Origin of the sequence: Streptosporangium sp. NPDC023825, assembly GCF_040639575.1 — a bacterium.
Lineage (GTDB): Bacteria > Actinomycetota > Actinomycetes > Streptosporangiales > Streptosporangiaceae > Streptosporangium.
This window is the reverse complement of sequence record NZ_JBFAAE010000012.1, coordinates 149,644-174,777: the sequence shown is the minus strand read 5'-3', so window position 1 is coordinate 174,777 and position 25,134 is coordinate 149,644. Positions and strand designations below refer to the sequence as shown.

General features: G+C 72.9%; 26 protein-coding genes. 13 read left to right on the top strand and 13 right to left on the bottom strand.

The window, feature by feature from the left end:
• Positions 1–12: 12 nt before the first annotated feature.
• Positions 13–375, bottom strand: coding sequence for a hypothetical protein (locus AB0G15_RS14310; RefSeq protein ID WP_362838933.1), 363 nt, complete (start codon positions 373–375; stop codon positions 13–15).
• 182 nt (positions 376–557) lie between these two features.
• Between AB0G15_RS14310 and tnpA the strand changes: the two genes are divergently transcribed.
• From tnpA to AB0G15_RS14295, 3 genes are read left to right on the top strand one after another with little or no spacing between them, the layout of a single operon-like run.
• Positions 558–983 carry an IS200/IS605 family transposase gene (tnpA, locus tag AB0G15_RS14305; RefSeq protein ID WP_362838930.1) on the top strand — a complete coding sequence of 142 codons (426 nt, stop codon included), beginning with the start codon at positions 558–560 and terminating at the stop codon, positions 981–983.
• Positions 970–1,971, top strand: a complete 1,002-nt coding sequence (locus AB0G15_RS14300) for a transposase (RefSeq protein WP_362838928.1) — start codon at positions 970–972, stop codon at positions 1,969–1,971. Before tnpA ends, AB0G15_RS14300 begins: the two co-directional genes overlap by 14 nt.
• Positions 1,920–2,159 (top strand): transposase, encoded by a 240-nt coding sequence (locus AB0G15_RS14295; RefSeq protein ID WP_362838925.1) that lies wholly within the window; start codon positions 1,920–1,922, stop codon positions 2,157–2,159. Before AB0G15_RS14300 ends, AB0G15_RS14295 begins: the two co-directional genes overlap by 52 nt.
• 37 nt (positions 2,160–2,196) lie before the next feature.
• On the opposite strand, the gene AB0G15_RS14290 is transcribed toward AB0G15_RS14295, so the two are convergent.
• Positions 2,197–2,757, bottom strand: a complete 561-nt coding sequence (locus tag AB0G15_RS14290; protein WP_362838922.1) for a hypothetical protein — start codon at positions 2,755–2,757, stop codon at positions 2,197–2,199.
• 474 nt (positions 2,758–3,231) lie between these two features.
• Positions 3,232–4,062, bottom strand: a complete 831-nt coding sequence (gene lgt / locus AB0G15_RS14285) for a prolipoprotein diacylglyceryl transferase (protein ID WP_362838919.1) — start codon at positions 4,060–4,062, stop codon at positions 3,232–3,234.
• 111 nt (positions 4,063–4,173) lie between these two features.
• Between lgt and AB0G15_RS14280 the strand changes: the two genes are divergently transcribed.
• The 3 genes from AB0G15_RS14280 to AB0G15_RS14270 are packed head-to-tail and all read left to right on the top strand — an operon-like array spanning position 4,174 to position 6,330.
• A complete protein-coding gene (locus AB0G15_RS14280; RefSeq protein ID WP_362838917.1) occupies positions 4,174–5,313 on the top strand; it encodes a sensor histidine kinase in 1,140 nt (379 codons plus the stop codon).
• Complete coding sequence (locus AB0G15_RS14275) at positions 5,310–5,957, top strand: response regulator transcription factor (protein WP_362838914.1); 648 nt, start codon at positions 5,310–5,312, stop codon at positions 5,955–5,957. Before AB0G15_RS14280 ends, AB0G15_RS14275 begins: the two co-directional genes overlap by 4 nt.
• Before the next feature lie 7 nt (positions 5,958–5,964).
• Positions 5,965–6,330 carry a hypothetical protein gene (locus tag AB0G15_RS14270; RefSeq protein WP_362838911.1) on the top strand — a complete coding sequence of 122 codons (366 nt, stop codon included), beginning with the start codon at positions 5,965–5,967 and terminating at the stop codon, positions 6,328–6,330.
• A gap of 312 nt (positions 6,331–6,642) precedes the next feature.
• On the opposite strand, the gene AB0G15_RS14265 is transcribed toward AB0G15_RS14270, so the two are convergent.
• The 3 genes from AB0G15_RS14265 to AB0G15_RS14255 all read right to left on the bottom strand — a co-directional run bounded on the left by AB0G15_RS14265 (position 6,643) and on the right by AB0G15_RS14255 (position 9,482).
• Positions 6,643–7,512 (bottom strand): AraC family transcriptional regulator, encoded by an 870-nt coding sequence (locus AB0G15_RS14265; protein ID WP_362838908.1) that lies wholly within the window; start codon positions 7,510–7,512, stop codon positions 6,643–6,645.
• A gap of 219 nt (positions 7,513–7,731) precedes the next feature.
• Positions 7,732–8,580 (bottom strand): ABC transporter permease, encoded by an 849-nt coding sequence (locus AB0G15_RS14260; RefSeq protein ID WP_362838905.1) that lies wholly within the window; start codon positions 8,578–8,580, stop codon positions 7,732–7,734.
• Complete coding sequence (locus tag AB0G15_RS14255) at positions 8,577–9,482, bottom strand: ATP-binding cassette domain-containing protein (protein ID WP_362838902.1); 906 nt, start codon at positions 9,480–9,482, stop codon at positions 8,577–8,579. The genes AB0G15_RS14260 and AB0G15_RS14255 overlap by 4 nt, the downstream gene beginning before the upstream one ends.
• Before the next feature lie 168 nt (positions 9,483–9,650).
• Here AB0G15_RS14255 and AB0G15_RS14250 point away from each other — a divergent pair, with 168 nt between their 5' ends.
• Both AB0G15_RS14250 and AB0G15_RS14245 read left to right on the top strand, forming a co-directional pair.
• A complete protein-coding gene (locus AB0G15_RS14250; RefSeq protein ID WP_362838900.1) occupies positions 9,651–10,970 on the top strand; it encodes a sensor histidine kinase in 1,320 nt (439 codons plus the stop codon).
• On the top strand, positions 10,967–11,638 hold the full coding sequence (locus AB0G15_RS14245) for a response regulator transcription factor (RefSeq protein WP_362838898.1): 672 nt from the start codon (positions 10,967–10,969) through the stop codon (positions 11,636–11,638). The genes AB0G15_RS14250 and AB0G15_RS14245 overlap by 4 nt, the downstream gene beginning before the upstream one ends.
• Positions 11,639–11,734: 96 nt before the next feature.
• Here the strand turns inward: AB0G15_RS14245 and AB0G15_RS14240 are convergent, their stop codons facing one another.
• Complete coding sequence (locus tag AB0G15_RS14240) at positions 11,735–12,667, bottom strand: FAD binding domain-containing protein (protein WP_362838896.1); 933 nt, start codon at positions 12,665–12,667, stop codon at positions 11,735–11,737.
• A 61-nt stretch (positions 12,668–12,728) separates the two neighbouring features.
• Positions 12,729–15,242 (bottom strand): molybdopterin-dependent oxidoreductase, encoded by a 2,514-nt coding sequence (locus AB0G15_RS14235; RefSeq protein ID WP_362838893.1) that lies wholly within the window; start codon positions 15,240–15,242, stop codon positions 12,729–12,731.
• Between the two features lie 93 nt (positions 15,243–15,335).
• Here AB0G15_RS14235 and AB0G15_RS14230 point away from each other — a divergent pair, with 93 nt between their 5' ends.
• On the top strand, positions 15,336–15,881 hold the full coding sequence (locus AB0G15_RS14230) for a TetR/AcrR family transcriptional regulator (RefSeq protein WP_362838891.1): 546 nt from the start codon (positions 15,336–15,338) through the stop codon (positions 15,879–15,881).
• Positions 15,882–15,900: 19 nt separating this feature from the next.
• On the opposite strand, the gene AB0G15_RS14225 is transcribed toward AB0G15_RS14230, so the two are convergent.
• From AB0G15_RS14225 to AB0G15_RS14215, 3 genes are all read right to left on the bottom strand, one after another.
• Positions 15,901–17,541: an SDR family oxidoreductase gene (locus tag AB0G15_RS14225; RefSeq protein ID WP_362838888.1), complete on the bottom strand. Its 1,641-nt coding sequence runs from the start codon at positions 17,539–17,541 to the stop codon at positions 15,901–15,903.
• 189 nt (positions 17,542–17,730) lie between these two features.
• Positions 17,731–18,648, bottom strand: coding sequence for a helix-turn-helix transcriptional regulator (locus AB0G15_RS14220; RefSeq protein WP_362838885.1), 918 nt, complete (start codon positions 18,646–18,648; stop codon positions 17,731–17,733).
• Positions 18,649–18,774: 126 nt separating this feature from the next.
• A complete protein-coding gene (locus tag AB0G15_RS14215; RefSeq protein WP_362838878.1) occupies positions 18,775–19,011 on the bottom strand; it encodes a DUF397 domain-containing protein in 237 nt (78 codons plus the stop codon).
• Positions 19,012–19,242: 231 nt separating this feature from the next.
• Here AB0G15_RS14215 and AB0G15_RS14210 point away from each other — a divergent pair, with 231 nt between their 5' ends.
• From AB0G15_RS14210 to AB0G15_RS14200, 3 genes are all read left to right on the top strand, one after another.
• Complete coding sequence (locus AB0G15_RS14210; RefSeq protein ID WP_362838875.1) at positions 19,243–19,746, top strand: ATP-binding protein; 504 nt, start codon at positions 19,243–19,245, stop codon at positions 19,744–19,746.
• Positions 19,747–19,966: 220 nt separating this feature from the next.
• A complete protein-coding gene (locus tag AB0G15_RS14205) occupies positions 19,967–20,782 on the top strand; it encodes an SAM-dependent methyltransferase (RefSeq protein WP_362838872.1) in 816 nt (271 codons plus the stop codon).
• A gap of 105 nt (positions 20,783–20,887) precedes the next feature.
• Complete coding sequence (locus tag AB0G15_RS14200; protein WP_362838869.1) at positions 20,888–21,706, top strand: SAM-dependent methyltransferase; 819 nt, start codon at positions 20,888–20,890, stop codon at positions 21,704–21,706.
• Positions 21,707–21,746: 40 nt separating this feature from the next.
• Here AB0G15_RS14200 and AB0G15_RS14195 read toward each other — a convergent pair whose 3' ends face one another.
• Both AB0G15_RS14195 and AB0G15_RS14190 read right to left on the bottom strand, forming a co-directional pair.
• Positions 21,747–23,399 (bottom strand): RecQ family ATP-dependent DNA helicase, encoded by a 1,653-nt coding sequence (locus AB0G15_RS14195; protein WP_362838866.1) that lies wholly within the window; start codon positions 23,397–23,399, stop codon positions 21,747–21,749.
• Between the two features lie 402 nt (positions 23,400–23,801).
• Positions 23,802–24,458: a fasciclin domain-containing protein gene (locus AB0G15_RS14190; protein ID WP_362838863.1), complete on the bottom strand. Its 657-nt coding sequence runs from the start codon at positions 24,456–24,458 to the stop codon at positions 23,802–23,804.
• A 213-nt stretch (positions 24,459–24,671) separates the two neighbouring features.
• Between AB0G15_RS14190 and AB0G15_RS14185 the strand changes: the two genes are divergently transcribed.
• On the top strand, positions 24,672–25,133 hold the full coding sequence (locus AB0G15_RS14185) for a PPOX class F420-dependent oxidoreductase (RefSeq protein ID WP_362838861.1): 462 nt from the start codon (positions 24,672–24,674) through the stop codon (positions 25,131–25,133).
• Position 25,134: the final 1 nt, after the last annotated feature.

Sequence of the window (25,134 nt, the reverse complement as noted above, 5' to 3'; positions counted from 1 at the left end):
ACAACAAGTCTTTTATACCTCCGCGGGAGGCCGTCGGGCCTGTGCGGGAACCGCGCCGTCGACGGGCGTGGCCGCCCGGCCGGTTGCGGCGTGCCGCGTGCGGGCGATCCCCCAGCCGATGAGCGCGGCGGCCACGACCGTGAGCGCGAGAGCCGCGACCGTGACCGCTTCCCGGAACTGCGTGGTCTGCTGCGCGGTCCAGCCCGACCTGGCGAGGTCGCCGGTGAACAGTGCCGCGAGGATGGTGCCGGTGACGGCGAGCCCGGCCACGACGGCCACGGCGCTGAGCCACGCGGCCCTGTCGAGACCGACCCGCCGTACGAACGGGGTGACGAACGTGCCGCCCGCGATGAGGACGACGACCTGCGGCAGCATCCCGGGGGCGGCCTGCGCAGGCGTCCATCAGATCCTCTCGAGGGGATCGTCGCCTTCAGGCGAGGGGGGAGTCGGGGGCGGGAGGGCCGTCAAGGCCCGAGCGTGCCCTGGCCGTTCAGGTCTGCGTATGGGAGTTCTCCGATCGTCGCACGTCGGATGGATGTTGCTGTTGTAATGATCGTGTGACCCGTCAGGTGCGCACCTTTCCCGGCGCGGCGTACAACCTCGGCTACCACGTGGTGTGGTGCCCGAAGTACCGCCGCCCGGTTCTCGGTGGGCGGGTCAAGGGTCGCTTTGGGGAGTTGATCTGCGCCAAGGCCGACGAGCGCGGCCGGCAGGTGGTGGCGTTTGAGGTGATGTCCGACCAGGTGCGCCTGTTCGTCAGGCCGCGCCCGAAGAACTCACCCTCATATGTGGCTAGCCGGTTCACGGGCTTCGCCTCCCACCGTCTGCGTGCCGAATTCGCGCACCTGCGCTCTCAGCTGCCGACGCTGTGGTCGCGGTCGTCCTTCGTGGCCACGGTCGGCGCGGTGTCCGCCGATACCGTGCGGCGCTACATCGAGACCCAATACGAGCGCCTCCCCAAGGGCGGGGGTGCTCGTGCGTAGGTCGTTTAAGTTCCTGCTGCGTCCGACCGTCCACCAGCAGGTCGCGCTCACCGCGTGCCTGGATGACCACCGCGCCCTGTACAACGCCGCGCTGGAGCACCGCCGCACCGCCTATGCCAAAGCGGGGGTGAGTGTCCGCTACGGCGAGCAGTCGGCCGACCTCAAGCACATCCGCGCCGAGGACGCCGACGGCCAGGGCCGCTGGTCGTTCTCCTGTCAGCAGGCCACTCTGCGGCGCCTGGACAGGGCGTTCGCCGCGTTCTTCGCCCGCGTCAAGGCCGGGCGTACGCCGGGTTATCCGCGTTTCAAGGGCAAGGGGGGGTTCGACACGGTGACCTGGCCCAAGGACGGCGACGGCTGCCGGTGGGACTCCCAGCCTGAGCATCCCTCGGCGACGTTCGTCCGGCTTCAGGGCATTGGGCACGTTCGTGTCCACCGGCACCGCGCGGTGCGTGGCACGGTGAAGACGATCAGTGTGAAACGTGAAGGTTCGCGTTGGTATGTGATCCTCGCCTGCGACGACGTACCTGCCGAGGTCTTGTCCGCCACGGGCGCCAGGGTCGGGATCGACCTGGGGGTGGCGTCGCTGGTCACCACCAGCGACGGAGACCACCTGGACAATCCGCTCCACCTGTCCGCGTCCGCCGATCGGCTGGCCGCCGCTCAGCGTGACCTGGCGCGTACCAAGCGCGGCTCGAAGCGGCGCCGCAAGGCTGTGGCGCGGGTCGCGGCCCTGCACGGCAAGGTGCGCCGCCGGCGCCTGGACGGTGCGCACAAGGCGGCTTTGCGCCTGGTTCGCGACTATGACGTCATCGCGCACGAGGACCTGCGGATCACGAACATGACCCGCTCTGCCTGCGGCACGGTGGCGGCTCCCGGCTGCAACGTCGCAGCCAAGTCCGGGTTGAACCGGAACATCCTGGACGCGGGTTGGGGGTGTTCCTGCGAATCCTCGCGGACAAGGCTGAAAGCGCCAGTCGAGAGCTGATCGCGGTGAACCCCGCCAATACCTCCCGCACCTGCTCGCGTTGCGGGCACGTCGCGCAGGAGAACCGCCTCACCCAAGCCGGGTTCCACTGTCAGCGGTGCGCTCATACGGCGCACGCCGACGTGAACGCGGCGATCAACATCCTCAGGGCAGGGCTTGCCCTTCGCGACGTCGCGCAAGCGGCCTAGCGAGAAGCCGCTCCCTTCAGGAAGCGGAGGAGTCACGTCAGTTTCCCTTCGCGGCGCGACCGAGGCGGAGCGCCGAGATGAGGAAGAAGATGCCGCCGGGGATGGCGTAGCCGGCCGCGTTGATCAGCGTCGGGTTGGCCGCGGAGGCGCCGGCGACGAACGACGCGCCGGCGAGTACGGAGACACCGCCGCTGATGATCATCGGCCACTGGCCGCCCATCTTGCGGCGGGTGACACCCACGATCAGCTGGACCAGCCCGGCCACGACCGCCCAGGCGCCCCACACGCGCAGCACCGCCGGGATGCCGGACGCGCAGGCGACGGCCACGCCGACGGCGGTGATCAGGCTGACCGCGACGTTCACGTACAGCAGGGCGGGGGATCCGGTGGCGCGCGTCGCGCGGGCGTCGACGATGGCGGCGGCCACGTCGAACAGCGGGTAGATCACGAGCAGGGCGACCGCGACCGGACCCAGTTGCGAGGCGGTCGTGAACATCACGAGGGCCCAGACGATGGCGAACGCGAACCGGACGAAGTACAGCCGCCGCAGTGCGGACGCGGTTCCGGAGATGGTGGGCGAAGCAGCGATGGCGCTCATGGTGATCCTTTCAGTGGACGAGTGGCGGGGAGAGGGGTCCGGCGCGTCCCGCGGCCGGCCTTCTCGACTGGGCGCGGCAGGCCGGGCCGGCTTCACGAAGGCCGGGGAGAGCGAGGTCAGGGCCGCGGACGCCGAGACCGCCGCCGACAGGCCGACCGCGAGTGACCACGGCTGTACCGGCGGGCAGCGGGGCGGTGCGTGCTTGCGTACCCGAGCCACTGGAACGACTCCCCCAGAAAGACAGAACGTTCTATCGCGACACAGCATGGCAATCTATGGCGCCAGCTGTCAAGACCGAACGTTCTACCTACCGACTCCCGGCCTGCGGGCGGTCTCTATCCACAGGAGCGCAGGGGTGGCCGGTCGCATGAAGCGAGGACGCGGACCCGAAGCAGGCCGGAGTCCGCTCCTCCGAACCTCTGCCGCTTCGGGAAACGGCGCGTCGCCGTCGCCGCGCCGACCGGCCCCGTCCCGTCACGCATGTCCATGGGGATGCTCGCCGCCCGGCCGATCCGCCGGAACGGCCTTTCGCGTGGCGATGAGGTAGGTGACCGCGGCCGTGAAGGCGAGCAGGGCGGTCCAGTCGTTGAGGCGCAGGCCGAGGATGTGGTGGGTGGGGTCGATGCGGAGCCACTCGATCCAGGCGCGACCGGCGGTGTAGGCGGCGGCGTAGAGCGCGAACGTCCGGCCACGGCCGAGCTGGAACCGCCGTTCGGCCCAGATGACGAACCCGGCCACGCCCAGGTTCCACAGCGACTCGTAGAGGAAGGTCGGATGGTAGGTGGCGGTGGATTCCATACCGGGTGGCCGATGGGCGGGGTCGATCTCCAGCGCCCAGGGCAGGGTCGTCGGCCTGCCGTACAGCTCCTGGTTGAACCAGTTGCCCCAGCGGGCGATCGCCTGCCCGAGCGCGATGCCGGGCGCGACGGCGTCGGCGAAGTCGCGCAGCGCGATGCCGCTGCGGCGGCAGGCCAGCCACGCGCCCACCGCGCCGCCCGCGACGGCGCCCCAGATGCTGATCCCGCCCTCCCAGATCGCGAACGCGCGCAGCGGGTCGTCGCCGGGACCGAAGTACTGCTGCCAGTCGGTGGCCACGTGGTAGAGCCGGGCACCCACCATGCCGAACGGCACGGCCCAGATGGCGATGTCCCCGACCGCGCCGGGATCGCCGCCGCGAGCGGCCCAGCGGCGCCGGGTCACCCAGATGCCGACGAGGACGGCGAGCAGCATCAGCAGGGAGTAGGCGCGGATCGGGAGCGGGCCGAGGTGCCAGACGGCTTGGGTCGGGCTGGGGATGGCGGTCACCCGTCGAGTCTGGTTCCGGTACGGCGGCTCCCGCATCGAGCGGAATGCTGATCACGTGATCAGTCGACTGGTTGATGCCGAGCGGACGGGTGGTTGACTATCGTCGGCGGTGTGGAGTCCTGGGAGCGGTCGCAGCGCCGGTGGCAGCACGCCTTCTTCGCCTCGTGGCTGGTGCTGACCTCGGCCGGCCCTCTGAGGGAGGCGGGCCAGGTGCTCCCGTTCGTGCTGGTGGCCGGGCTGGCCGCCTGGTACGCGGTGTGGTTCGTCCTGCGCACGCCGCCCTCCGACGGCGTGCCCGCGCCGTACACGCTCGGCGGCGGGTTGCTCTGGCTGGGGCTGTTCGCCATCGATTCCTCCTTCCTGGTGGTCGTGCTGAGCGTGCTCGTGCCGTACTGCATGGACGCCGTGCGGGTCGGGCTGGTCGCGGTGGTGTCGTGTGCCGGGGGCTGGCTGTGGCATCGTTTCCACGCGACCGGGTCGATCACCTGGGCCGAGGTCGTCATCGCCGCGTTGATCGCGATCAGCGCGGCCACCGCGGTCGGGTACTTCGGCTCGGTGTCCCGGCAGAGCGCCGAGCGCAAGCGGCTCCTCGACCGGCTGCAGGTCGAGCAGGAGGCGCGGGCGGCGGCCGAACGGCAGGCGGGCGTGGCGGCCGAGCGGCAGCGGCTGGCCCGCGACATCCACGACAGCCTGACCCAGGGGTTCGCCAGCGTGGCGATGTTGCTGGAGGCGGCCCAGGCGACCCTGCCGGACAACCGGCACCTGACCCAGGCACTGCGGACGGCACGGGAGAACCTGGCCGAGAGCCGCCGGGTGGTGAGAGCGCTGCGCCCCGGCCAGCTCGACGAGTGCGGCCTTCCGGAGGCCCTGCAGGGGCTGTCCGGCCGGCTGTCGGACGAGACCGGCATCCACGCGCACACCGTGATCACCGGCAAGCTCCGGCCGCTCGAAGCCCAGGTTCAGGTGGAGCTGCTGCGCGTGGCGCAGGAGGCGGTCGCCAACGTCCGCCGCCATGCCCGCGCCGAGCATGTCACGCTGACCCTGTCGTACATGGAGGACCTGGTCGTGCTCGACGTCCACGACGACGGCGACGGTTTCGATCCCGGGCGGGCCGCCTTCGGACACGGCCTTTCGATCATGAGGGAGAGGATGGAACAGCTCGGCGGCACACTGCTGGTGGAGAGTGCCCCGGGCGCGGGCGCCACGGTGGCGGCCAGCCTTCCGGTGGTCGCGCTGAGCGGGGCGCGATGACCGTCCGGGTCCTGATCGCCGACGACCACCCGGTGGTCCGCGACGGCATCCGGGCGATGCTGGGCACCCAGGACGACCTGGAGGTGGTCGGCGAGGCGGTCTCCGGCGCGGACGCGGTGCGGCTGGCGCGCGGCCTGCGGCCCGACGTCACCCTGATGGACCTGCAGCTGCCCGAGATCGACGGTGCGACGGCGATCGGCCGGATCCTCGAACACGACCCGGGCGCCAAGGTGATCGTCTTGACCACTTACGACACCGACGGCGACATCTCGCGCGCCATCGACGCGGGAGCCATCGGCTACCTGCTCAAGGACACCGGCCGTGAGCAGCTGTTCGACGCGATCCGGGCGGCGGCGCGAGGGGAGAGCGCCCTGTCGCCGGCGATCGCGACCCGAGTGTTGTCGTGGGCGCGGGCCGATGCCCCCGACGCCCTCAGCGGCCGGGAGGTCGAGGTCCTCGGCGCGGTCGCCCAGGGGATGAGCAACAAGGCCATCGCCGCCCACCTGTGCATCAGCGAGGCCACGGTCAAGACCCACCTGCTGCACATCTTCGCCAAGCTCGGCGTGGACGACCGCACCGCCGCGGTGACGGTCGCCGCTTCCCGCGGCATCATCCGGCTGGGCGGTCAACCGCTCTCCGGCTGATATCGCGGTGACCCGGCCGGCCGAGGCCCGCCACCACGCCGCCGAAGGAAAGATCACCCAGTACCTGGCCGGTGTGCCGGTACTGCTCGTCCGCTACAGCGAAGCCCCGCCCGCGGCCAAGGCCCTGATCCACACCGCGATGGACGCCCGCCGGCTCGGCCACGGACCCCACCTGCCCTACCAGCTGCCGGCCAAAGCCGCCCTCGGCTACCTCGGTGCGCACGAGCAGATCGCCGTACTGTCTCGCCGCCTTCCTGCACTCGGCCTGTTCGAGTTCTACCGCGACATCGGAGGCAATTCGTCGTTGAAAACGTTCGGCTGCCGGCCTGACGGTTCCCCCGCGCGGCGATGGGACTGGGATGACCTGATGTGAGAGGTGCCGGGAACCGACCCCTTGAAGATCACGATCAACCGATGGCGTCTTCGGCTCCACAGCTTTGCCGATCATGCGTGAGACCGGAGGCGCCCAGTGCGAACACGGGCGCCATCGCCTTTCACGAACGGCACGGCGCCCGCCGTACGGACGAGCGGATGTGCCGTTTCCCGCGGGGTTTCGAATCGCCCGAGTTCGAGTACGCCCGGCCGGCGAACCGATCGGCCAGGCGCGCACCGGACCCTGTACGGATCCCGCCGTCCCACAAGCGTCCGCGAGGTCACCGCGGGTCGATTCGGTGACCGCGGTCCGTCACACCGGTTCAACGGGCAGCCACAGCTCGCACGTCGCGGTGCTGAAGTCGTCCGCCCGCTCGAGGACCGCGACGATCGAGGGACCTGGCCGCAGACGCCACGGGTTGGAGGGGAACCACTCGGTCGCGGTCGCGGCCCAGGCCGTCTGCAGGGCCTGCGGATGCGGTCCGGCGGTGCGGAAGACCGCCCACATGCCGGCCGGCACCTCGATGGCGTCGAGGTCGTCGGGGACCGGCGTGTCCCGGGAGACGGCGACCCCGTGCAGGTAGGTCAGCTCGCTCCCCTCCGCGCTGTCGGGGTCGAGGTCGTCGGAGACCTGCAGCAGGCCCCTCGGTTCGGTGTCGCCGAGGGCCTTCAGCCGCAGATGCTCCTCCTGCGGCAGTGCGGCGATGTGCCGCTGGATGTGCGGGTTGACGCCCCGGTGGATGAGCGGAACCCGGGCTGCGTGTCCGACCAGACGGAACGCGGGGCGGTCGACGATGCGGGTGTCCATGGGGATGCTCCCTTCGACGGTCAGGCGGAACCTGAGCTGCGGTTGTGTGCGCAGGGGGCCTCCGTCGCGGCGCACGTCGCCGGGACCGGAGCCGTGGACCGCGCGGAACGCGCGTCCGAACGCCTCGGTCGAGCCGTATCCGTACCGGACGGCGATGCTCAGCAGATCGTCCTCGCCCCGGACGACGTCGGCGGCGGCGACGGTCATGCGGCGGCGGCGCACGTACTCCGACAGCGGCATGCCGGCCAACGACGAGAACATCCGGCGCAGGTGGTACTCGGTCGTGCCGAGTTCCCTGGCCAGCCCGTGGATGTCGAACTCCCCGGCGAGATGCTTCTCGACGAGATCGACGAGTTGGTTGAGCGCCGAGATCACGAGGCCCCCTTTCGGTGTCAACCCTGCCGGAACAACCCCGGCCGTACCCGACCGCTGCGGTCCGATCCGATCAGGTGCCCGGACGGACGCGGGGCCGGCGCACGCTCATGCCGCCCGTCCCTCACGGCAAGTGCCAATGCTGTCAGACGAGCGGGGCGGCTCAGGGGGTGAGGTGAGCCGACGGTCCTTCGCCGTCGCCTCCTGGGAGCCGGTCGCCGATCACCGGACGTCCCTGCGGGCGAGCGCGACGGCCGCCGCGCCGAGGGCCGCGACGACGTACAGGGCCATCACCGCCAGCGCCGCCGCCGGGGACAGCCCGATCCCGCCGGGCGCGTCGCCGAGCCCGACCGCCAGGGGCGGCTCGCCCGCGGCCTGCCGGGTCAGGTCCTCCAGCAGCACCGAGCCGACCCTGGCGTTCCACGGGTCGGGCAGCGCGGTCGCGAACCTCGGCAGGACGTACAGGTACGCGACGACGCCGGTGATGGCCCCGGCGGTGGAGCGCAGCACGGCGCCCGCGCCGAGCCCGACCATGGCGAGCACCACCGCCGACAGCCCGGCGGCGAACATCCCGGGGAACTCCTCGTGCAGCGACGAGGCGAAGCCCGGGATCGGGCGGTCACCGATGATCAGCCGGCCGGCGGCGAACGTCACCAGCCCGCTCCCCTGCCCCACGGCGAACGCGACGGCGGCCACGACCGCCGCCCTGGCCGCCAGCACCGCTCCGCGCTGCGGAACCGCCGTGAAGGTGGTGCGGGCCATGCCGGTGGCGTGCTCGGAGGTGAACGCGAGGACCCCGAGCACGGCCATGCAGATCTGCACCGGCAGCAGCAGGAGCTGTTCGGGCCGCGCGGCGCGCAGGGTGGCCCGCCGTTCGGGAGGCAGCCCGTCCCACAGGCCGCCCACGTAGAGGGTGAACACCACCATGAGCACGACGGAGGCGGCGACGGCGGCCAGGACGTACCAGGTGGAGCGGACCGTGCGCAGCTTCAGCCACTCGGCGGCCAGCACGTCGGCCGCCTGCCTGCTCCCCGCCACCTCGCGCCGCGGGAGACGCGGGAGACCGGTCATCGCCCGCCCGCCCGGTACTCGGTGCTGTCGCCGGTCAGCTCCATGTACGCCTCCTCCAGCGTGGCGCTGCGCGGGGTGACCTCGTGCACGGCGAGGCCGGCGGCCGCGGCCAGGTCCCCGATCCGCGCGATGTCCAGCCCCCTGACGACCAGTCCCCCGCCCGGGTCCGCCTCGACCGTCGCGCCGGCGGCCTCCAGCACGCCGGTGAGCTCGGCGGCGCGCGGGGAGCGCACCAGCACGCCCCGGTCGTGGCGGGCGGCCAGGTCCCCGACCGTGGTCTCGGCGACCAGCCGGCCACGCCCGATGATCACGAGGCGGTCGGCGGTGAGCTCCATCTCGCTCATCAGGTGGCTGGAGAGCAGTACGGTGCGCCCCTCGGCGGCCAGCGAGCGCATCAGGTGGCGGATCCACCGCACGCCCTGCGGGTCGAGCCCGTTGACCGGCTCGTCGAACATCAGCACGCCCGGGTCGCCCAGCAGTGCCGCCGCGATCCCCAGCCGCTGCCGCATGCCGAGCGAGAGGTCACCGGCCCGCCTGCGGGCCACGCCCGCCAGGCCCACCCGCTCCAGGACGCCGGCCACCCGCGAGGTCCCGATCCCGTTGCTCCGCGCCAGGCAGCGCAGGTGGTCGTAGGCGCTGCGCCCGCCGTGCACCGCGTTCGCGTCGAGCAGCGCGCCGACCTCGTGCAAAGGGTGCCGCATCGTCGCGTAGCGGCGCCCGTTGACGAGCCCCTGGCCGGAGGTGGGGGCGTCCAGCCCGAGCAGCACGCGCATCGTGGTCGACTTCCCCGCGCCGTTGGGGCCGAGGAACCCGGTGACCAGGCCCGGCCTCACCTGGAACGACAGCCCGTCCACCGCGACGGTCGCGCCGTGGCGTTTGGTCAACTCCCTGACTTCGATCATGTCGTCGAGGCTCTCGCGGGGCGGGCGCCGGGCGCGTCGGGCCAGGGCGGGCACTTCCCGGTCGGCCCCGGGTCCGACGGCGGCGCCCGCGGCGCGGGGGGGTCGGCCCCGGGGATGACGTCCCGTGGGAGGAGGCGAGGAGGCGACCTCGGCGGATACGGTCTCATCGTGGACCTCACCATGGACGACTCGCTCTTCCCGCGGCACTGGAGCCGCGCCCGGCTCGTCCGCCTCGACACCCTGGGGGCGGCGGGGTACGCGCTCGCGCTGCTGCTGTTCGGCGCCGGGCGCCCGGACCCGGCGGTGCCCGCGTGGGCGGGGTTCCTGATCCTGGCCGGGATCACCCTGCCGCTCGCGGTACGGCGGCTGTGGCCGCTCACCGTCTTCTGCGCCGTCTTCGCGACGTCGCTGGTGTCCCTCGTCGTGCTCGGCACGGTGCACGACAGGTTCGCGGCGGCGGCCTTCGCGCTCTACCTCGTGGCGCTCACCCGGCCCCGGCCCCGGCGGGAGCCCACGATCGCGATCGGCGCCTGCGGCGCGGTGGCCGTCCTGCTGCTGTCGGCGGTGGGCGCCCCCGCCCCGGCGCCCGGCGTCGCCGGGCCGCTGCTGGTGGGGGTGGCGTTCATGGGCGGCGCCTGGGTCGCGGGCCGCGCCGTGCGGGAGCGGCGGGCGTACACGGCGCGGGCGGCCGAGCAGCTCGCGGGACGGGCGGTGGCCGAGGAGCGGCTGCGGATCGCCCGCGAGCTGCACGACGTGGTGGCGCACAGCATGAGCCTGATCGCGGTCAAGGCGGGCGTCGCCCACCACGTCGCCGCCGTGCGGCCCGAGGAGGCCACGGACGCGCTGCGCGTCATCGAGACCGCCAGCAGGGGCGCCCTGGCCGAGATGCGCCAGCTGCTGGGAGTGCTCCGCTCCGACCTCGACGCCGACCACGACGCCGATCTCTGCGCGCCGCCCGCCCTCTCCCCCTCCCCCGGTCTCGCGGGTCTCGGCGGCCTCGCGGAGCGGGCGTCGATGGCCGGGGTGCGCGTCGAGCTGGACGTCCGGGCGACCGGCCTGCCCGAGGGGGTGGAGCTGTCGGTCTACCGGATCGTCCAGGAGGCGCTGACCAACGTCGTCAGGCACGCCTCCCCCGCCCGGTGCCGGGTCTCGGTCGAGGCGTCCGGGGGCGAGGTCCGGGTCGAGGTCGCCGACGACGGGCCCGGCGAGCGGGTGCTGCCCGGCGGGCCGGGGCACGGCCTGATCGGGATGCGCGAGAGGGTGGCCGTGTACGGCGGGAGCTTCACCGCCGGGCGCCGCCCGGAGGGCGGGTTCGGGGTCTCGGCCCGCATCCCGTACGAGGAGACGCGCCTGCCGCACCGGGAGGCGCGCGCACCGGGCGAGGGGGCGTGCCCGCCACCCCCGGGAACCCACCCGGCGCACGTGCCGTACGGAGAGACGGCCGGGTCACCCGGCCCGGCGCGCGTGCCGTACGAGGAGGCCCGGTGATCCGGGTGCTCGTCGCCGACGACCAGGCGCTGCTGCGCGGGAGCTTCCGGGTGTTGGTGGACACCGCGCCCGACCTGGTGACGGTCGGCGAGGCCGGGACGGGTGCCGAGGCGGTGGAGCTGGCGCGCGGCGAGTCGCCGGACGTCGTGCTCATGGACGTGCGGATGCCGGAGATGGACGGCATCGAGGCGACCCGCCGCATCTGCGGCCCCGCGGGCGTCCCGGGGGTGCGGGTGCTCATGCTCACCACGTTCGACCTGGACGAGTACGTCTACGCGGCGCTGCGGGCCGGGGCCAGCGGTTTCCTGCTCAAGGACACCCCGCCGGGCGACCTGCTGGCCGCGATCCGGGTGGTCGCCTCCGGCGAGGCGCTGCTCGCGCCGACGGTGACGCGCCGGCTCATCGCCGAGTTCTCCCGGCGTCCCGAACCGGCGCGCCCGACGGCCCGCGAGCTCGACGGGGTCACCGGGCGGGAGCTCGACGTGCTGGCGCTCGTCGCCAGAGGATTGTCCAACACGGAGATCGCCGATCACCTGACCCTGAGCCTGGCGACCGTGAAGACGCACGTGGGCCGCCTGCTCGGCAAGCTCGGCGCGCGCGACCGGGCCCAGCTCGTCATCGTCGCCTACGAGACGGGCCTGGTCACGGCGGCCCGTCCGCCCCGCTAGGCCGGGGCCCGCGCCCCACCGTGACGGGCCCTTTCCGGCATCGGACCGGACCGTCCCCCGCCGTCCCCCGCCCTCGCGCGGCGGGGAACGGTCCGGTCAGCGGGGCTCGCCGGTGCCGGTCGCGCGCTCCAGGACCTCCAGGACGGTCCCGGCGAGCAGGGCGAGCTTGTAGGAGTCGCGGGCCGCCGGGGCGCACCGGGCGGTGGCCAGCCCGGCCGCCCGGTCCAGGGGCTCGCCCGCCAGGAGCGCCTCCTCGACCTCGGGCAGGCGGACGGGGACGCGGGCGACGCCCCCCGCGGCCACCCTGGCGAAGGTGATCCCGCCGCCGCCGCCGCCGTCGACGACGAGCCGCGCCACCGCCTCCACCAGCGGCCACTCGGCCTCCGACCTGCCGATCGCCCGGTGGTAGGCGGCCCGCTCCCCCGGCACGGGCGGCGGCAGGACGACGGAGAGAAGGATCTCCCCCGCGGCCAGCAGGTGGTCGCGGGAGGGGTCCGAGCCGTCTCCGTACAGCTCGGCGATCGGGAACGCGTCCCTGCCGTGCACCTCGACGGAGGCGTCGCAGGCGAGCAGGGCCACCGCCAGCGACGACGGGTGCGGCGCGACGCACGGGCCGGTGCCGAGGATCGCGGCGTTCGGGGCGAGCCCGGCGCGGGCCGGGCAGTGGTCGCCGCCGTCCTGGTGGCAGGAGAAGGCCGGGTTGCGGAAGTACACGCAGCGGTTGCGCTGCAGCAGGTTGCCCCCGACGGTGGCCACCTCCCGGATCTGGGGGGTGGCCAGGGCCGCCGCCGTCAGCGCCAGGCAGGGGTGGCCGGCGGCCAGGCGCGCGTCGCGGGCCACCCCCGCGACCGTGGTCAGCGCGCCGATCCCCGCGGAGCCGTCCGGCCGCCAGGTGACGCCGGACAGATCGGGCAGGCCGCGCAGGTCCACGTGCGGCCCCGCCGCGCGGCGGCCCATCAGGTCGGTGCCTCCGGCGCGGAACTCGCCCCCGCGCCGCACGGCCTCGCCGAGGTCGGTGAGTACGGTCATCGAACACCTTCCAGTGCAGGGATCATCGGACGCCTTCCGGCGCGGATCCGCGGGAAGAGGATCACCGGGCGATCCCCTCGAGGAGCCGGTCGGGGCGGATGGGCAGGTCGTGGGGACGCCAGCCGGTGGCGTTGTGGACGGCGTTGCCCACCGAGGCGGCCACGCCGACCGTGGAGATCTCGCCGACCCCGACGCCGTGGCCGTTGACGTGGTCCCACCCGTCGCGGTGGAAGTGCACGGTGATCTCCGGGGTGTCGCCGATGCCGGGGACGCGGTAGTCGTCGAGGTTGGCGGTCAGCACGACTCCCGTCACCGGGTCCACCAGGCGCTCCTCGTACAGGGCGTAGCCGATGCCCTGCACGACGCCGCCCTCGCACTGGCTGCGCGCCAGCCTCTCGGCGTAGATGTGGCCCACCGCGATCCCGGCCCACACCCGCAGCGGCCTGACGACGCCCAGGCGGGTGTCGACCTCGACCTCGGTGACGTGGACCGAACCGCTGAACCCGCGGCCGATCGCCATGCCGCCCACCGGGAACGGGGTGACGTAGCCGCGCCGGTCGCGGCGGCGCCCCCCGACGGCCCGGGCGCCGTCGGCCACGCCCAGCTTCCGCAGGCGCCGCGCGGCGTCGCGCGCGGCGGGGGCCACCGAGACCGTGGTGCGGCTGCCGATCGAGGCCGGCCCGTGCACGGTGCCCGTCCTGCCGATCTCGACGCGGACGCGCTCGGCGGGCAGCCCGAGCTCCTCGCGCACGACATCGGCGATGACGGTGCGGATGCCGGTCCCGATGTCCTGGGTCGTGGTGCGGGCCACGACCACGTCGCCCTCGACGCGCAGCTCCACCTCCGTGCCGGGGTCGAGCATGTAGGCCCAGTTGGCGGCGGCCACCCCGACGCCCCGGCGGAAGCGGCCCGTCTGGGAGCCGGTCCGCGGCCTGGTCGTCCATCCGGGCAGGGCCGCGGCCACGTCGTAGAGGGCGTGCCGCTTGCGGTTGCCGTCCCAGCGGCGGCGCAGCGCGATCGGGTCCTCGCCCAGGCGGTGGGCGGCCTCGTCCACCGCCTGCTCCAGCGCCCAGAGCATGGGCGGCGCCCCCGGCCCGCGGAACGGGGTGCCCGGCGGCTCGTTGGTGACCACGTCGTAGTCGCGGAGCCGCCGGGGCGCGGTGCCGTACATGAGGCGGGCCATCACCGCGACGGCCGACCCGATGGCCACCCCGCCGCGCCCGTGGACGTCCATGGTGAGGGCGGCGAGGTCGCCCCGGTCGTCGGCGAGCAGTTCGAGGGTGGTGCGGGTGCCGGGGCGGTTGCCCGCGTCGGTGAGCTCCTCGGCACGGCTGAACACCACGCGCACCGGCGCGCCGCAGGCCCGCGCGAGCTCGACGGCGGCGATCGTCTCCGTGCCGACGCCGCTCTTGGCCCCGAAGCCGCCGCCGACGTGGTCGGCGACGACGTGCACCCGCCCGGCGGGCAGGTTCCACCGCTTGGCGGCCTGCTCGGCGGCCACGCCCACGGTCTGGGTGGACAGGTGCAGGTGCAGGTCGCCCTCGGCGTCCCAGCGGGCGACGCAGGCGTGCGGCTCCAGCGGGGTGTGGACCTGGACGGCGGTGGTGAAGGTGCCGGTCACCAGGCGGGGGTCGGCGTCGCGGCGGGCGGCCTCGATCCTCTTGACGGCGGTGCGCCCGCGCCAGCTCGCCCGGGTGAAGGGGCCGCGCACGTTGCCGTTCCAGTCGCCGGGCAGCTCCAGCCCCTCGCTGGAGCTGGGGACGTGCTTCCTGGCGGCCTCGTCGTAGACGGGCGGGGCGTCCGGCGCGTCGTCGAGCGCGGCGGGCATCGGGTCGTAGCCGATCTCGGCGGCCTCCGCGATCGCCAGCGCCTCGCGGCGGGTGGGGGCGGCGACGGCGGCGACGGGCTGGCCCGCGTAGCGGACGGTACGGTCGGGCGGCAGCAGGTCGACCACGTGGGCGGCGTCCACCGTGACCGAGGTGACGCGGGCGTGCGCCCTCGTGGAGCGGATGATCACCCCTTCCAGCTGGCCCTCGAGGCGTACGTCGGTGGTGTAGCGGGCGCGGCCGGCGACCTTGTCCATCGCCTCCACCCGGGCGGGCGTCCCCGCGGCGCCGTCGTGCTCTCCCCGGCAGGCGGCGGCGATCGCGGCGTGGATCCCCTCGTACGCGCCGCACCTGCACAGGTGACCGGCGAGGGCGGCGGCGATCCGCTCGCGCGGCGGCGCGACGTCGCCGTGCTCGGCGCGCCAGGCGTCGACGAAGGCGGCGCCCTCGACCGCGAACCCGGGCGTGCAGTAGCCGCACTGCAGGCCGTCGTGGACCGCGAGCGCCCGCTGGACGGGGTGGTCGAGGCCCTCGGCGGTGGTGATCTCGCGATCCTCCAGCGCGGCGGACGGCAGCAGGCAGCTCGCCTGGGGAACCCCGTCCACCATGACCGTGCACGCGCCGCAGACTCCGGTGCGGCAGGCGGCCTTGGCGCCGGTGAGGCCGAGTCCGTCGCGCAGGACGTCCACGGCGGCGTCGTCGGGGCCGGCGTCCACCGTGGCGGGCAGCCCGTTCACCGTGATCTTCATAGCTCTCCGGTTGACGTCGTCAACATCATGTTGACAGTGTCAACCAGGTACGTTGACGTTGTCAACACGCGAGGCCCGGGAAGGTGGACCTGCATGGTGGACGACACCAGGACCCGCCTGGTCGACAGCGCGCTGAGGCTGCTGCGCGAGGGAGGTCTCGACGCCGTGACGCTGCGCGCCGTCGGCGACCTGGCCGGCCTGTCCCGTACGGCCCCCTACCGGCACTTCGACGACAAGACCGCGCTGCTGGCGGCGCTCGCCGTCCGGGTCATCACCGACCTCAGCGCGCACGTCGCCGCGGCGGCCCTGGAGGGGACGAGCCCGCGCGACCGGCTGCGGGCCTTCTACCTGAGCTACGTCGAGTACGCCACGACGCACCGCGAGGAGTACCGGCTGGTGTTCGCCGCGGAGTTCCTCGCCGGGCACCACCCGGAGCTGGAGACGGCGATCGACCAGGTGACGAGCGCGCTCGGCATGCGGGGTCCCTGGGACGGGCCGGCGTCCAAAGCCCGGGTGATGGCCCTGCTCTCGACCGCCCACGGCCTGGCGGAGTTCGCGGTGGCGGGACAGTTCACGCACAAGGAGATCGGGTACGCGGACATCGTCGACGTCCTCGTGACCCGCGAGGGCGAGCCGTGACGGGCGGGCCCCCGGCGGGTCAGCCGGGGACGGCGTCCCGGGGCTCGCCGGCGGCGGGCACGCCGGAGGCCGGGGCCCGGTCCCCGGGAGGGACGGGCAGGACACCGCGCTCGGCGGCCTTCGCCACGTTGCGCAGCATCGGCCCGAAGATCAGGCTGTGGAAGGGCGCGACCGACCACCAGTAGAGGTGCCCGGCCAGGCCGCGGGGGTGGAAGATCGCCCGCTGGCCGTAGACGGTCTCCCCCCGGTATGTGAGCACCCGCATCTCCAGCCAGGCGAGGCCGGGCAGGCGCATCTCCGCGCGCAGTCGTAGCAGGCGCCCCGGCTCGACCTCCTCGACCCGCCAGAAGTCGACAGAGTCGCCCACCCGGAGCCGCTTGGGGTCGCGGCGCCCCCGGCGCAGGCCCACCCCGCCGACCAGCCGGTCGAGGAGGCCGCGCAGGCTCCAGGCCAGCGGCAGGGAGTACCAGCCCGACTCCCCGCCGACGGCCTCGACGACCGCCCACAGGGCCTCCGGGGAGGCGCCGACCCGGCGGGCCCGCGCGTCGACGTACAGGCTGCCGCCCGCCCAGTCGGGGTCGGTGGGCAGCGGGTCGCTCGGCGCGCCGGGGATGGAGGCCGAGGACCAGCGGGTGACGACCTTGGCCTCCTTGATGCGCTCCAGGGCGAGTTCGATCGCCCGTCTCAGCCCGGTCAGGCCGCCGGGCGGGTCCTCGACGTGGCGGGCGATGTCGTGCTCGCCGCAGACGGCCTCGTTGCGCAGCGACTCCACCAGCGGGCGGGCCAGGCCCGCAGGGACCGGGGTGACCAGTCCCACCCAGTGGCTCGACAGGCCGGGGCTGAGCACCGGGACCGGGATGATCAGCCGGCGGGGCAGCCCGGCGACCTCCGCGTAGACCCGCATCATGTCGGCGTAGGTGAGCACGTCCGGGCCGCCGATGTCGAAGGAGCGGTTCACCTCCTCCTCGACGGAGGCCCAGCCCACGAGGTAGCGCAGCACGTCGCGGATCGCGATGGGCTGCGTCCTGGTGGCGACCCAGCGCGGCGTCGTCATCACGGGCAGCCGCTCGGTGAGGTAGCGCAGCATCTCGAAGGAGGCGGAGCCGGATCCGATGATAATCGCCGCCCGCAGCACCACCGTGGGCGTCGAGGAGCGCAGGAAGATCTCCCCCACCTCGACGCGGGAGCTCATGTGCGGCGAGAGCTTCTCGCCCGGCGCGGGGGCGCCGGGGTGGGGGCGCCCGTCGTCCGGGACGAGACCGCCGGGGTGGGAGTGCCCGTCGTCCGGGACGAGACCGCCGGAGTGGGAGTGCCCGTCGTCCGGGACGAGACCGCCGAGGTAGACGACGCGGCGGACCCCCGCGCGCTCGCACGCGGCGGCGAAGGTGGTGGCCGCCTCGCGGTCGGCGGCGGCGAAGTCGCTCCCCCCGCCCATCGTGTGGATGAGGTAGTAGACCACCTCGATGCCCTCCAGGGCCCTGGCGGCCTGCTCGGCGTCCGACGCGTCCGCCTGGGCGATTTCGACCCGGGAGGCCCACGGCTGGTCACGCAGACGGCCCGCCGACCTCACCATGCAGCGGACCTCATGACCCGCGTCGAGCAGTTCGGGGACGAGCCGCCCTCCGATGTATCCGGCCGCGCCGGTCACGAGACATCTCATGCCCACATCTTCGTACGGCGCCGCCCCGCGGTTGCGGCCGGGCCGCGTCACGGGCCCGGGGCCCCGCGTGAGGCGCACCGCCCCGCGGTCGCGGCCGGGCGACGTCACGGGCCCGGAGACCCCGCGTTCACCGGTCCCGCGAGCCCCGTTTCCGGATCGTTCACCGGTCCCGCGAGCCCCGTTTCCGGATCACAGCCTCCGCTGGAACTCCTCGCGGATCCCCAGGAGGATCTCACGGGTGCGCGTGGCCGGCTCGGCCTCGATGCACAGGCGCTCCATGACCTCCAGGTAGCTGTCGACGTCGTCGCGCTTCTCCAGGTAGACGGCGCTGGTGAGCTGCTCCATGTAGACGACGTCGGGCAGGTCGGGCTGGGAGAACCGCAGGATGCTGAAGGGCCCGCCGGCCGCGGCGTGGCCGCCGACGCTGAAGGGCACGATCTGGACGGTCACGTTGGGCAGTTCGAGCGCCCGCAGGATGTGGTCGATCTGCTCGCACATCGCCTGGACCCCGCCGAGCGGGCGGCGCAGCACGGCCTCGTCGAGCACGGCCCACAGGTGGGGCGGGTCCGGGCGGCGCAGCAGCCGCTGGCGTGCCATGCGCAGCTTCACCCTGCGGTCCAGCTCGTCGTGGGAGGCCGCGGGGAAGCCCAGCCGGATGACGGCCCGCGCGTAGCCCTCGCTCTGCAGCAGGCCGGGCACGAACTGCACCTCGTAGTTGCGGATGCCGGTGGCCGACTCCTCCAGGCCCACGTACGTCTCGAACCAGTGGGGCAGCACGTCGTTGTAGTTGTGCCACCAGCCGGTGAGGTTGGCCTTCTCGACGAGGGACAGCAGCGGCTCGCGCTCGGCGTCGCTGGTCACCCCGTACAGGGTGAGCAGGTCGGCCACGTCCCTGATCCGGAAGCTGACCCTGCCGAGCTCCATGCGGCTGACCTTGGAGTGCGAGGCGCGGATGGAGTGCCCCGCCTCCTCCAGCGTGATGCCCCGCTGCTCGCGCAGGCGGCGGAGCTGCGCGCCCAGGACGATCCGCAGCACGGTGGAGCTGCCTCGCGGCGCGGCCATCGAGGTTGGGCTGACCGGCGGGCCGTCGGCGTCGGGTGTGATCATCTGCAGTCCTTCGGGCGCGGAACGCGAGCCTCTGCACACTCTTTGTGGCGATCGCGAGCCTTCACGGTACTCCGCTCGCCCCGCCCAGACCATAGAGAGTTTTATTTTTCAACCACGACCTAATTCTCAGACGATCAGGTCGTCGAACTCCCCGCCCTTCACCCCGCGGACGAAGTCGCCGGCCTCACGGCGGGTGTAGATCAGCGCGGGGCCCTCGGGGTCGCGGGAGTTGCGCATCGCGACCCTGCCGTCGGGGAGCTCCGCGAGTTCCACGCAGTTGCCGCTGGGGTTGCTGAAATGGCTCTTGCGCCACACGACGCCGTCCATCAGGGCGGCCGACATGCCGCTGTACAGCTGGTTCATCCTCGCCTCTCACCGGTCGGGGAGGGAAACAACACTCCGAGCATAGAGCTTTTTGTGCAGATGCACGTGCATCTGTACTTGCCTATGCACATTACGGAAGGCAAGATGACTAGACGGATCAACCTCGCCATACGATCGCCCCCCTCCGCAAGGTCGCCGATGACTGGTTACCAAAGATACGAAGCCACACCTGTCCGAGCTGAGATCGGAGGGTGGGAACGGTGGTTGTCGATGCTTGATCACCTACTTCCCCCGAGCGGCCTGCCCCCCTGGGCCGGCGACGAGGGCCACGCCGGCCAGTTGCAGATGGCCGTGCGCAGCCTTCGTTACGACCCGTGCGCGGCACGGACCGCCCGCGAGTTCACCACCAGGTCGCTGCGGGCCTGGGAGCTGGAGCCGCTGATCGACGACACCGGTGTCGTGGTCTCCGAACTCGTGACCAACGCCCTGCGCCACGGCACCCGCGGCGTCCTGCACGCCCGCCCCTTTCCCGAGGTCAAGGTGATCCTCTGCCACACCGAGCGCTCGGTGCTGTGCGCGGTCACCGACCCCAGCGACCAGGGGCCCTGCCTGCGCGAGCCCGACTACGAGGCGGAGAACGGCCGGGGACTCCAGTTGGTCGACGGTGTCAGCGAGACGTGGGGCTGGGCCCCGCTGGAGAGCCGCGGCAAGGCGGTGTGGGCGGCCTTCGCCCTGCCCTCGGCGGGGGAACGTCACCTGGAGGCCTGCCACTGACGGCACCCGCCCGCCGACGACACCCGAAAGGCCCGCCGCCGGCGAACCCGTCCCGGCGGCCTGCCCGCCACCGGCGGGGGAGACGCGGAGCAGGGGGTGCGGACCGCCGAGTGTTCAAAAAGTGACATGGGCAGAAGGAGGCTCTGGCAAGAAATACAGCACAGCGTGGGCGGAAGGTCGATAATGTCCGCTGGAACCGCATGGCTGGACGGAGGACATCATGGCGTCGCCACAACCTGAGCGCCTCAGGTTCGACCCCACGATCCCGAACGCCGGCCGGATAACCGACTACTTCCTGGGCGGCAAGGACAACTTCGCCACCGACCGGGCCGCCGCGCAGGCGGCACTCGCGATCGCCCCCGAGCTCCCCGCCATGTCGCGGGAGGGGCGCAGGTTCCTCGACCGCGCCGTACGGTTCCTCGTGCAGGCCGGCATCCGGCAGTTCGTCGACATCGGCTGCGGCCTGCCGACCCAGGGCAGCGTGCACCAGATCCTGCGCGGCGTCGCGCCCGAGGCGCGGGTCGTCTACGTCGACAACGATCCGATGGTCGTCGTCCACGCCCAGGCCCTGCTGAAGGAGAACAGCCCGGCCGCGGTCGTCGAGGCGGACATCCGCGACCCGGAGCGGCTCCTGGCGCATCCCGGCCTCACCGACATGATCGACCTCGACGAGCCCGTGGCGATCCTGCTGTTCTCGGTGCTGACCGACCTCTCCGACGACATGCAGGCCACGCAGATCACGGCCGCCCTGCAGAAGGCCGTCGTGCCGGGCAGCTACCTGGCCCTCTCCCACGCGGTCTCGGACCTGTGCCCGGAGAAAACCGCGAGGCTCGCCGCCCTCTTCCAGGACAGCGGGTCGATCACCGGTCCCCGGCGGGCGAACCTGCGGACCAAGGCCGAGGTCGAGCTCTTCCTCGACGGGCTGCGGCCGGTCGAGCCGGGCATCGTCTACATCCCGGAATGGCGGCCGGAGGGCGCGGTGCCCCACCGTCCGGACTCCATCTGGGTCGTCGGCGGCGTTGCCCGCAAGGAATAGGCTTTCTTGGCAAATAACCACGTTTTTCATGTATCAACCGCGCCTTGACACCTGTTCACACATCGTGCGGTTCTTTATTGTCACAGGCAAAGGAGGGGGCGACACATGAGCGATGCGTCCCGGCGGCCGGGGGCGAGCCTGGACACCAGCGTGCCCAACATCGCCAGGATGAACAATTACTTCCTGGGCGGTAAGGACAACTTCGCCGCCGACCGCAAGGCGGCCGAGGAGGTGCTGGCCATCGCGCCCGAGGTCAGGGCCATGACCCACGAGGCCCAGGCGTTCCTGGGCCGGGTGGTGCGCTATCTCGTCGAGGAGGGCATGACCCAGTTCGTCGTCATCGGCTCCGGACTGCCCAACCGGCGCAACGTCCACCAGGTGGCCCAGGAGATCGTGCCCGAAACGCGCGTGGTCTACGTCTCCAACGACCCGGTGGTGCTCTCCCACGGCCGCGCCACGCTGGCCACCAACCCCTGCACCACCGTCGTCGAGGGTGACGTCATGCACCCTCGCGAGCTGCTCACCGACCCGGAGCTGCTGCGCCTGGTCGACCTGGACCTGCCGGTGGCCGTCCTGATCCTGTCGGCCCTGCAGTTCATCCCCGACGAGGACGACCCGCACAAGAGCGTGGCCGTCCTTCGCGACGCGGTGCCGGTCGGCAGCCACTTCGGCATCGGCCACGTCGTCTTCGACACCCGCCCGGAGGCCCAGCGCCCGCTGGTCGAGATCTTCCAGCGGATCCTCGGCCGCGGCGAGGACGCCTCCCGGCGGAGCGAGCAGGTGCTGCGCTTCTTCGACGGGCTGGAACTGGTCGATCCCGGCCTGGTCTACGTACGCCACTGGCGCCCCGACAACCCGCTCGCCGCGCAGGGCCGCGACAGGACGTGGACGATGGGCGGGGTGGGCCGCAAGTCCGAGGGCTGACCCGGCTCCGGCCTCGCGGGCCCTGCCCGGCCCGCGACGCCTAGCCCGCGACCAGGAGGTCGTCGCGCTCGACGGCCTCCAGGGAGAGCGTCTTGTAGCCGACCTCGTCGAACAGCACGGTGATCCGGTCGCTCTCCCTGCTCATCACCATCCCCGGCCCCCAGGCGCTGTGCCGCACCCTGGCGTGCATCGCGAAGGGCCCTTCCTCCCCGGCCCCCGTCACGGCCTCCTGTTCGTCGGGGAGACCGGCGCGGCAGGTGTCGCAGGCATCGCAGCCGCGCTCGCGCGGCTCGCCGAAGTACTCGAGCAGGAAGCGGCGGCGGCAGCCCGTGGTCTCCGCGTACGCGCGCATCATGTCGATCCGGGAGTCGTCGATGCGGCGCCGGGTGTCGTCCAGCTCGACGGCCCGCGCCGCGGCCGCCTCGGGCTCGGGCCCCTCGGGCACCCCGCGCAGGTCGCCCTCCCCGGTGACCTCGATCGCGTTCGCCCGCTCCAGCAGGTTGACCAGCCGGGTGAGCCGGGTGGCGCCGACGCCGAGCAGGGTACGCAGTTCCCCCGCCGGTACGGTGCCGCCGTGCTCGTGCACCAGCGTGGCGACCCGCAGCAGGAGCTCCTCGTCGGCCCGTCCCCCGGCGAAGAACCTGCGCAGCCCGAGATCCTCCGAACGGTAGAACAGCACCGCGGCGGCGGGCTCGCCGTCCCGCCCGGCACGGCCGATCTCCTGGTAGTAGGAGTCCGGCGACTCCGGCGGGGCGGCGTGCAGCACGAACCGCACGTCCGGTTTGTCGATGCCCATGCCGAACGCCGAGGTCGCGACCACCACGTCCAGCTCGTCGTCGCGGAACATCTCGTGGATCCTGTGGCGCTCGGCCGCCTTCATCCCCGCGTGGTACGGCTCGGCCCTGCGCCCGGCCTCGCGCAGCGCGGCGGCGTACTCCTCGGCGGCGCGGCGGGTGGCGACGTAGACCAGCCCGAGCCCGGAGCGGGACGCCGCGTCCTCCACCAGCGCCCGCCTCAGGTCCTCCTGGGTGACGAAGCGGCGCACCTCCAGGTCGATGTTGGGCCGGTCGAAGCCCCGCACGATCTGGCGGACGTTCCTCAGGCCGAGGGCGGTGACGATCTCCTCGCGCACCGCGGGGGCGGCCGTCGCGGTAAGCGCCACCACCGGCGGATGCCCCAGCCGCTCGATGACCTGGCCCAGCCTCAGGTAGTCGGGCCGGAAGTCGTGCCCCCACGCCGACACGCAGTGCGCCTCGTCCACGGCGATCAGCGAGGGGCGCGCGGCGCGCAGCCGCTCGACCGTCTCCGGTTTGGCGAGCTGCTCGGGCGAGAGGAACACGAACTCGGCCGCGCCCGCGCGTACGGCCTCCAGGGACGCCTCGCCGCCGGACTGGGCGGAGTTGACCGCGACCGCGCCGCCCGCGTCGGCCTCGGCCAGCCCGGCGACCTGGTCGCGCTGGAGGGCGATGAGCGGTGAGACGACGACGGTGGGCCCGTCGAGCAACAGGGCCGGTACCTGGTAGACGGCCGACTTGCCACTGCCGGTGGGCATGACCACGAGGGCGTCGCCGCCGCCCAGCAGGTGTCGCATGGCGTCGAGCTGCCCGGGCCGCAGGTCCCGCCAGCCGAAGACCTTGCGGGCCACCGCCCGCAGCCTCCGCGCCCTCGGCCCGAACCTGTCCTTGATACTCATGCCCTCCGCCTTCCCTCCGTGTGACGGCCAGTTACCCGTGGATCGGGGCGCTAGTCGCACGACGTCCCCTTGATCGCCGGATGGCACGAGACGGGTATGGGCGGGCGGCGGACACGGATGAGAGGCGCGCGGGCGGGGCCATGGGACGGGACCGTGGGACAGGGCACGCGTGCAGGGCGTGGGTGAAGGACGCGCGTCGGAGCCGTGGGGGCGGGGCACGCGGGCGGAGCCATGGGTGAAGGACGCGCGCGCGGGGCCACAGGTGAGGGGCGCCCCACACGGGCACCCCTCCTCCGGCCGGATCACCCCGGCCGCTCACGACCCGGCCGATCACCAGGCCGGATCACGACCCGGCCGGCCGGGCCACGACGGCCACCGGGACCGTCGTGGCCGTCACGGCGGTCACTTCGGCATGAGCACCGTGTCGATGAGGTAGACGACGGCGTTGGAGGTCTGGATGTTGCCGCAGACGACCTTGGCGTCGTTGACGGTGAAGTCCTCACCGGAGCCCGTGACGTTCAGCGTTCCTCCCTGCATCGTGGTCAGGTCGCCGCTGCTCAGGTCCTCGGGAGCCTTCTTCCCCTCGACGACGTGGTAGGTCAGGACCTTGGTGAGCTGCGCCTTGTCGGCCAGGAGCTTGTCGAGCGCGTCCTTCGGGATCTTGGCGAACGCGTCGTTGGTCGGCGCGAACACCGTGATGTCCTTGGCGGAGTTGAGCGTCTCGGTCAGGCCTGCCTGCTCGATCGCCTGGGCCAGCGTGGAGAGGGCGGGGTTGGAGGCGGCCGCGGTGGCGACCGGCTGCGAGGCCATCTCGCTGAGGCTGCCCTCGCCGCTGGCGGGCAGGGACGCGCACCCGGGGCCGAACGGCTCCGTCATCGCGCCCGAGGGCTCGGGCGACATGCTGTCCGTGGGCGAGGCGCTGTCGGTCGGCAGGGCCGTGTCCGTCGGGATCGGTGTGGGAGAGAAGATGCGCGCGTCGGCGGCGACCGCCTGCGCGGCGGGGACGGCGGTCAGGGCGAGCACGGTCAGGGCCGATGCCAGAAGAGACTTCTGCTTCACGGTTATCTCCTTGTTTGGGCGGATGAGCCATCCGGGGTCCGTCGGCGGGTTCCCGAGCCACTCATGTCCTGCATTGGAGATCAATTCCCTGATATTTGGTGTCAAATGCCCCATTAGACGACTCTTGACCACATATCTCCCGAGAAAGAGAGCCATTTTCCATTCGTCAGGGCGTTAATTCGGGCGTGCCACATCCCCCGTAGAGTGGGCATTATGAGCCCGAAGATCGCAACCAACGAGGTCGTCTCCCGCGACCGGCTTCTGGATTTCCTCCGTGACCGCCACCGCGCGCTGGTCATCACGGCGCGACGCGACGGCAGGCCGCAGGCGTCCCCGGTGACCTGCGGCGTCGACGCCGAGGGCCGGATCGTGGTGTCCACCTACCCCGAGCGGGCCAAGACCTCCAACGCCCGCCGCGACCCCCGGGTCAGCGTCGTGGTCCTGTCGGACGACTTCGACGGCCCCTGGGTGCAGGTGGACGGCACCGCCGAGGTCCTCGACCTGCCGGAGGCCCTCGAACCGCTGGTCGACTACTACCGGTCGATCTCCGGCGAGCACCCCGACTGGGACGAGTACCGGGCGGCCATGGCGCGGCAGGGCAAGTCGCTGCTGCGCCTCACCCCGGAGCGCTGGGGCCCCATCGCCACCGGCGGCTTCCCGGCCCGGCTGGCCTGAG

What these genes read in the sequence shown, in the direction of transcription:
- AB0G15_RS14310 (WP_362838933.1), bottom strand. Translation starts at nt 375, where the DNA reads ATGCTGCCGCAGGTCGTCGTCCTCATCGCGGGCGGCACGTTCGTCACC.
- AB0G15_RS14290 (WP_362838922.1), bottom strand. Translation starts at nt 2,757, where the DNA reads ATGAGCGCCATCGCTGCTTCGCCCACCATCTCCGGAACCGCGTCCGCA.
- AB0G15_RS14275 (WP_362838914.1), top strand. Translation starts at nt 5,310, where the DNA reads ATGACCGTCCGGGTCCTGATCGCCGACGACCACCCGGTGGTCCGCGAC.
- AB0G15_RS14260 (WP_362838905.1), bottom strand. Translation starts at nt 8,580, where the DNA reads ATGACCGGTCTCCCGCGTCTCCCGCGGCGCGAGGTGGCGGGGAGCAGG.
- AB0G15_RS14255 (WP_362838902.1), bottom strand. Translation starts at nt 9,482, where the DNA reads ATGATCGAAGTCAGGGAGTTGACCAAACGCCACGGCGCGACCGTCGCG.
- AB0G15_RS14240 (WP_362838896.1), bottom strand. Translation starts at nt 12,667, where the DNA reads ATGACCGTACTCACCGACCTCGGCGAGGCCGTGCGGCGCGGGGGCGAG.
- AB0G15_RS14235 (WP_362838893.1), bottom strand. Translation starts at nt 15,242, where the DNA reads ATGAAGATCACGGTGAACGGGCTGCCCGCCACGGTGGACGCCGGCCCC.
- AB0G15_RS14230 (WP_362838891.1), top strand. Translation starts at nt 15,336, where the DNA reads ATGGTGGACGACACCAGGACCCGCCTGGTCGACAGCGCGCTGAGGCTG.
- AB0G15_RS14225 (WP_362838888.1), bottom strand. Translation starts at nt 17,541, where the DNA reads ATGAGATGTCTCGTGACCGGCGCGGCCGGATACATCGGAGGGCGGCTC.
- AB0G15_RS14220 (WP_362838885.1), bottom strand. Translation starts at nt 18,648, where the DNA reads ATGATCACACCCGACGCCGACGGCCCGCCGGTCAGCCCAACCTCGATG.
- AB0G15_RS14215 (WP_362838878.1), bottom strand. Translation starts at nt 19,011, where the DNA reads ATGAACCAGCTGTACAGCGGCATGTCGGCCGCCCTGATGGACGGCGTC.
- AB0G15_RS14210 (WP_362838875.1), top strand. Translation starts at nt 19,243, where the DNA reads ATGCTTGATCACCTACTTCCCCCGAGCGGCCTGCCCCCCTGGGCCGGC.
- AB0G15_RS14205 (WP_362838872.1), top strand. Translation starts at nt 19,967, where the DNA reads ATGGCGTCGCCACAACCTGAGCGCCTCAGGTTCGACCCCACGATCCCG.
- AB0G15_RS14200 (WP_362838869.1), top strand. Translation starts at nt 20,888, where the DNA reads ATGAGCGATGCGTCCCGGCGGCCGGGGGCGAGCCTGGACACCAGCGTG.
- AB0G15_RS14195 (WP_362838866.1), bottom strand. Translation starts at nt 23,399, where the DNA reads ATGAGTATCAAGGACAGGTTCGGGCCGAGGGCGCGGAGGCTGCGGGCG.
- AB0G15_RS14185 (WP_362838861.1), top strand. Translation starts at nt 24,672, where the DNA reads ATGAGCCCGAAGATCGCAACCAACGAGGTCGTCTCCCGCGACCGGCTT.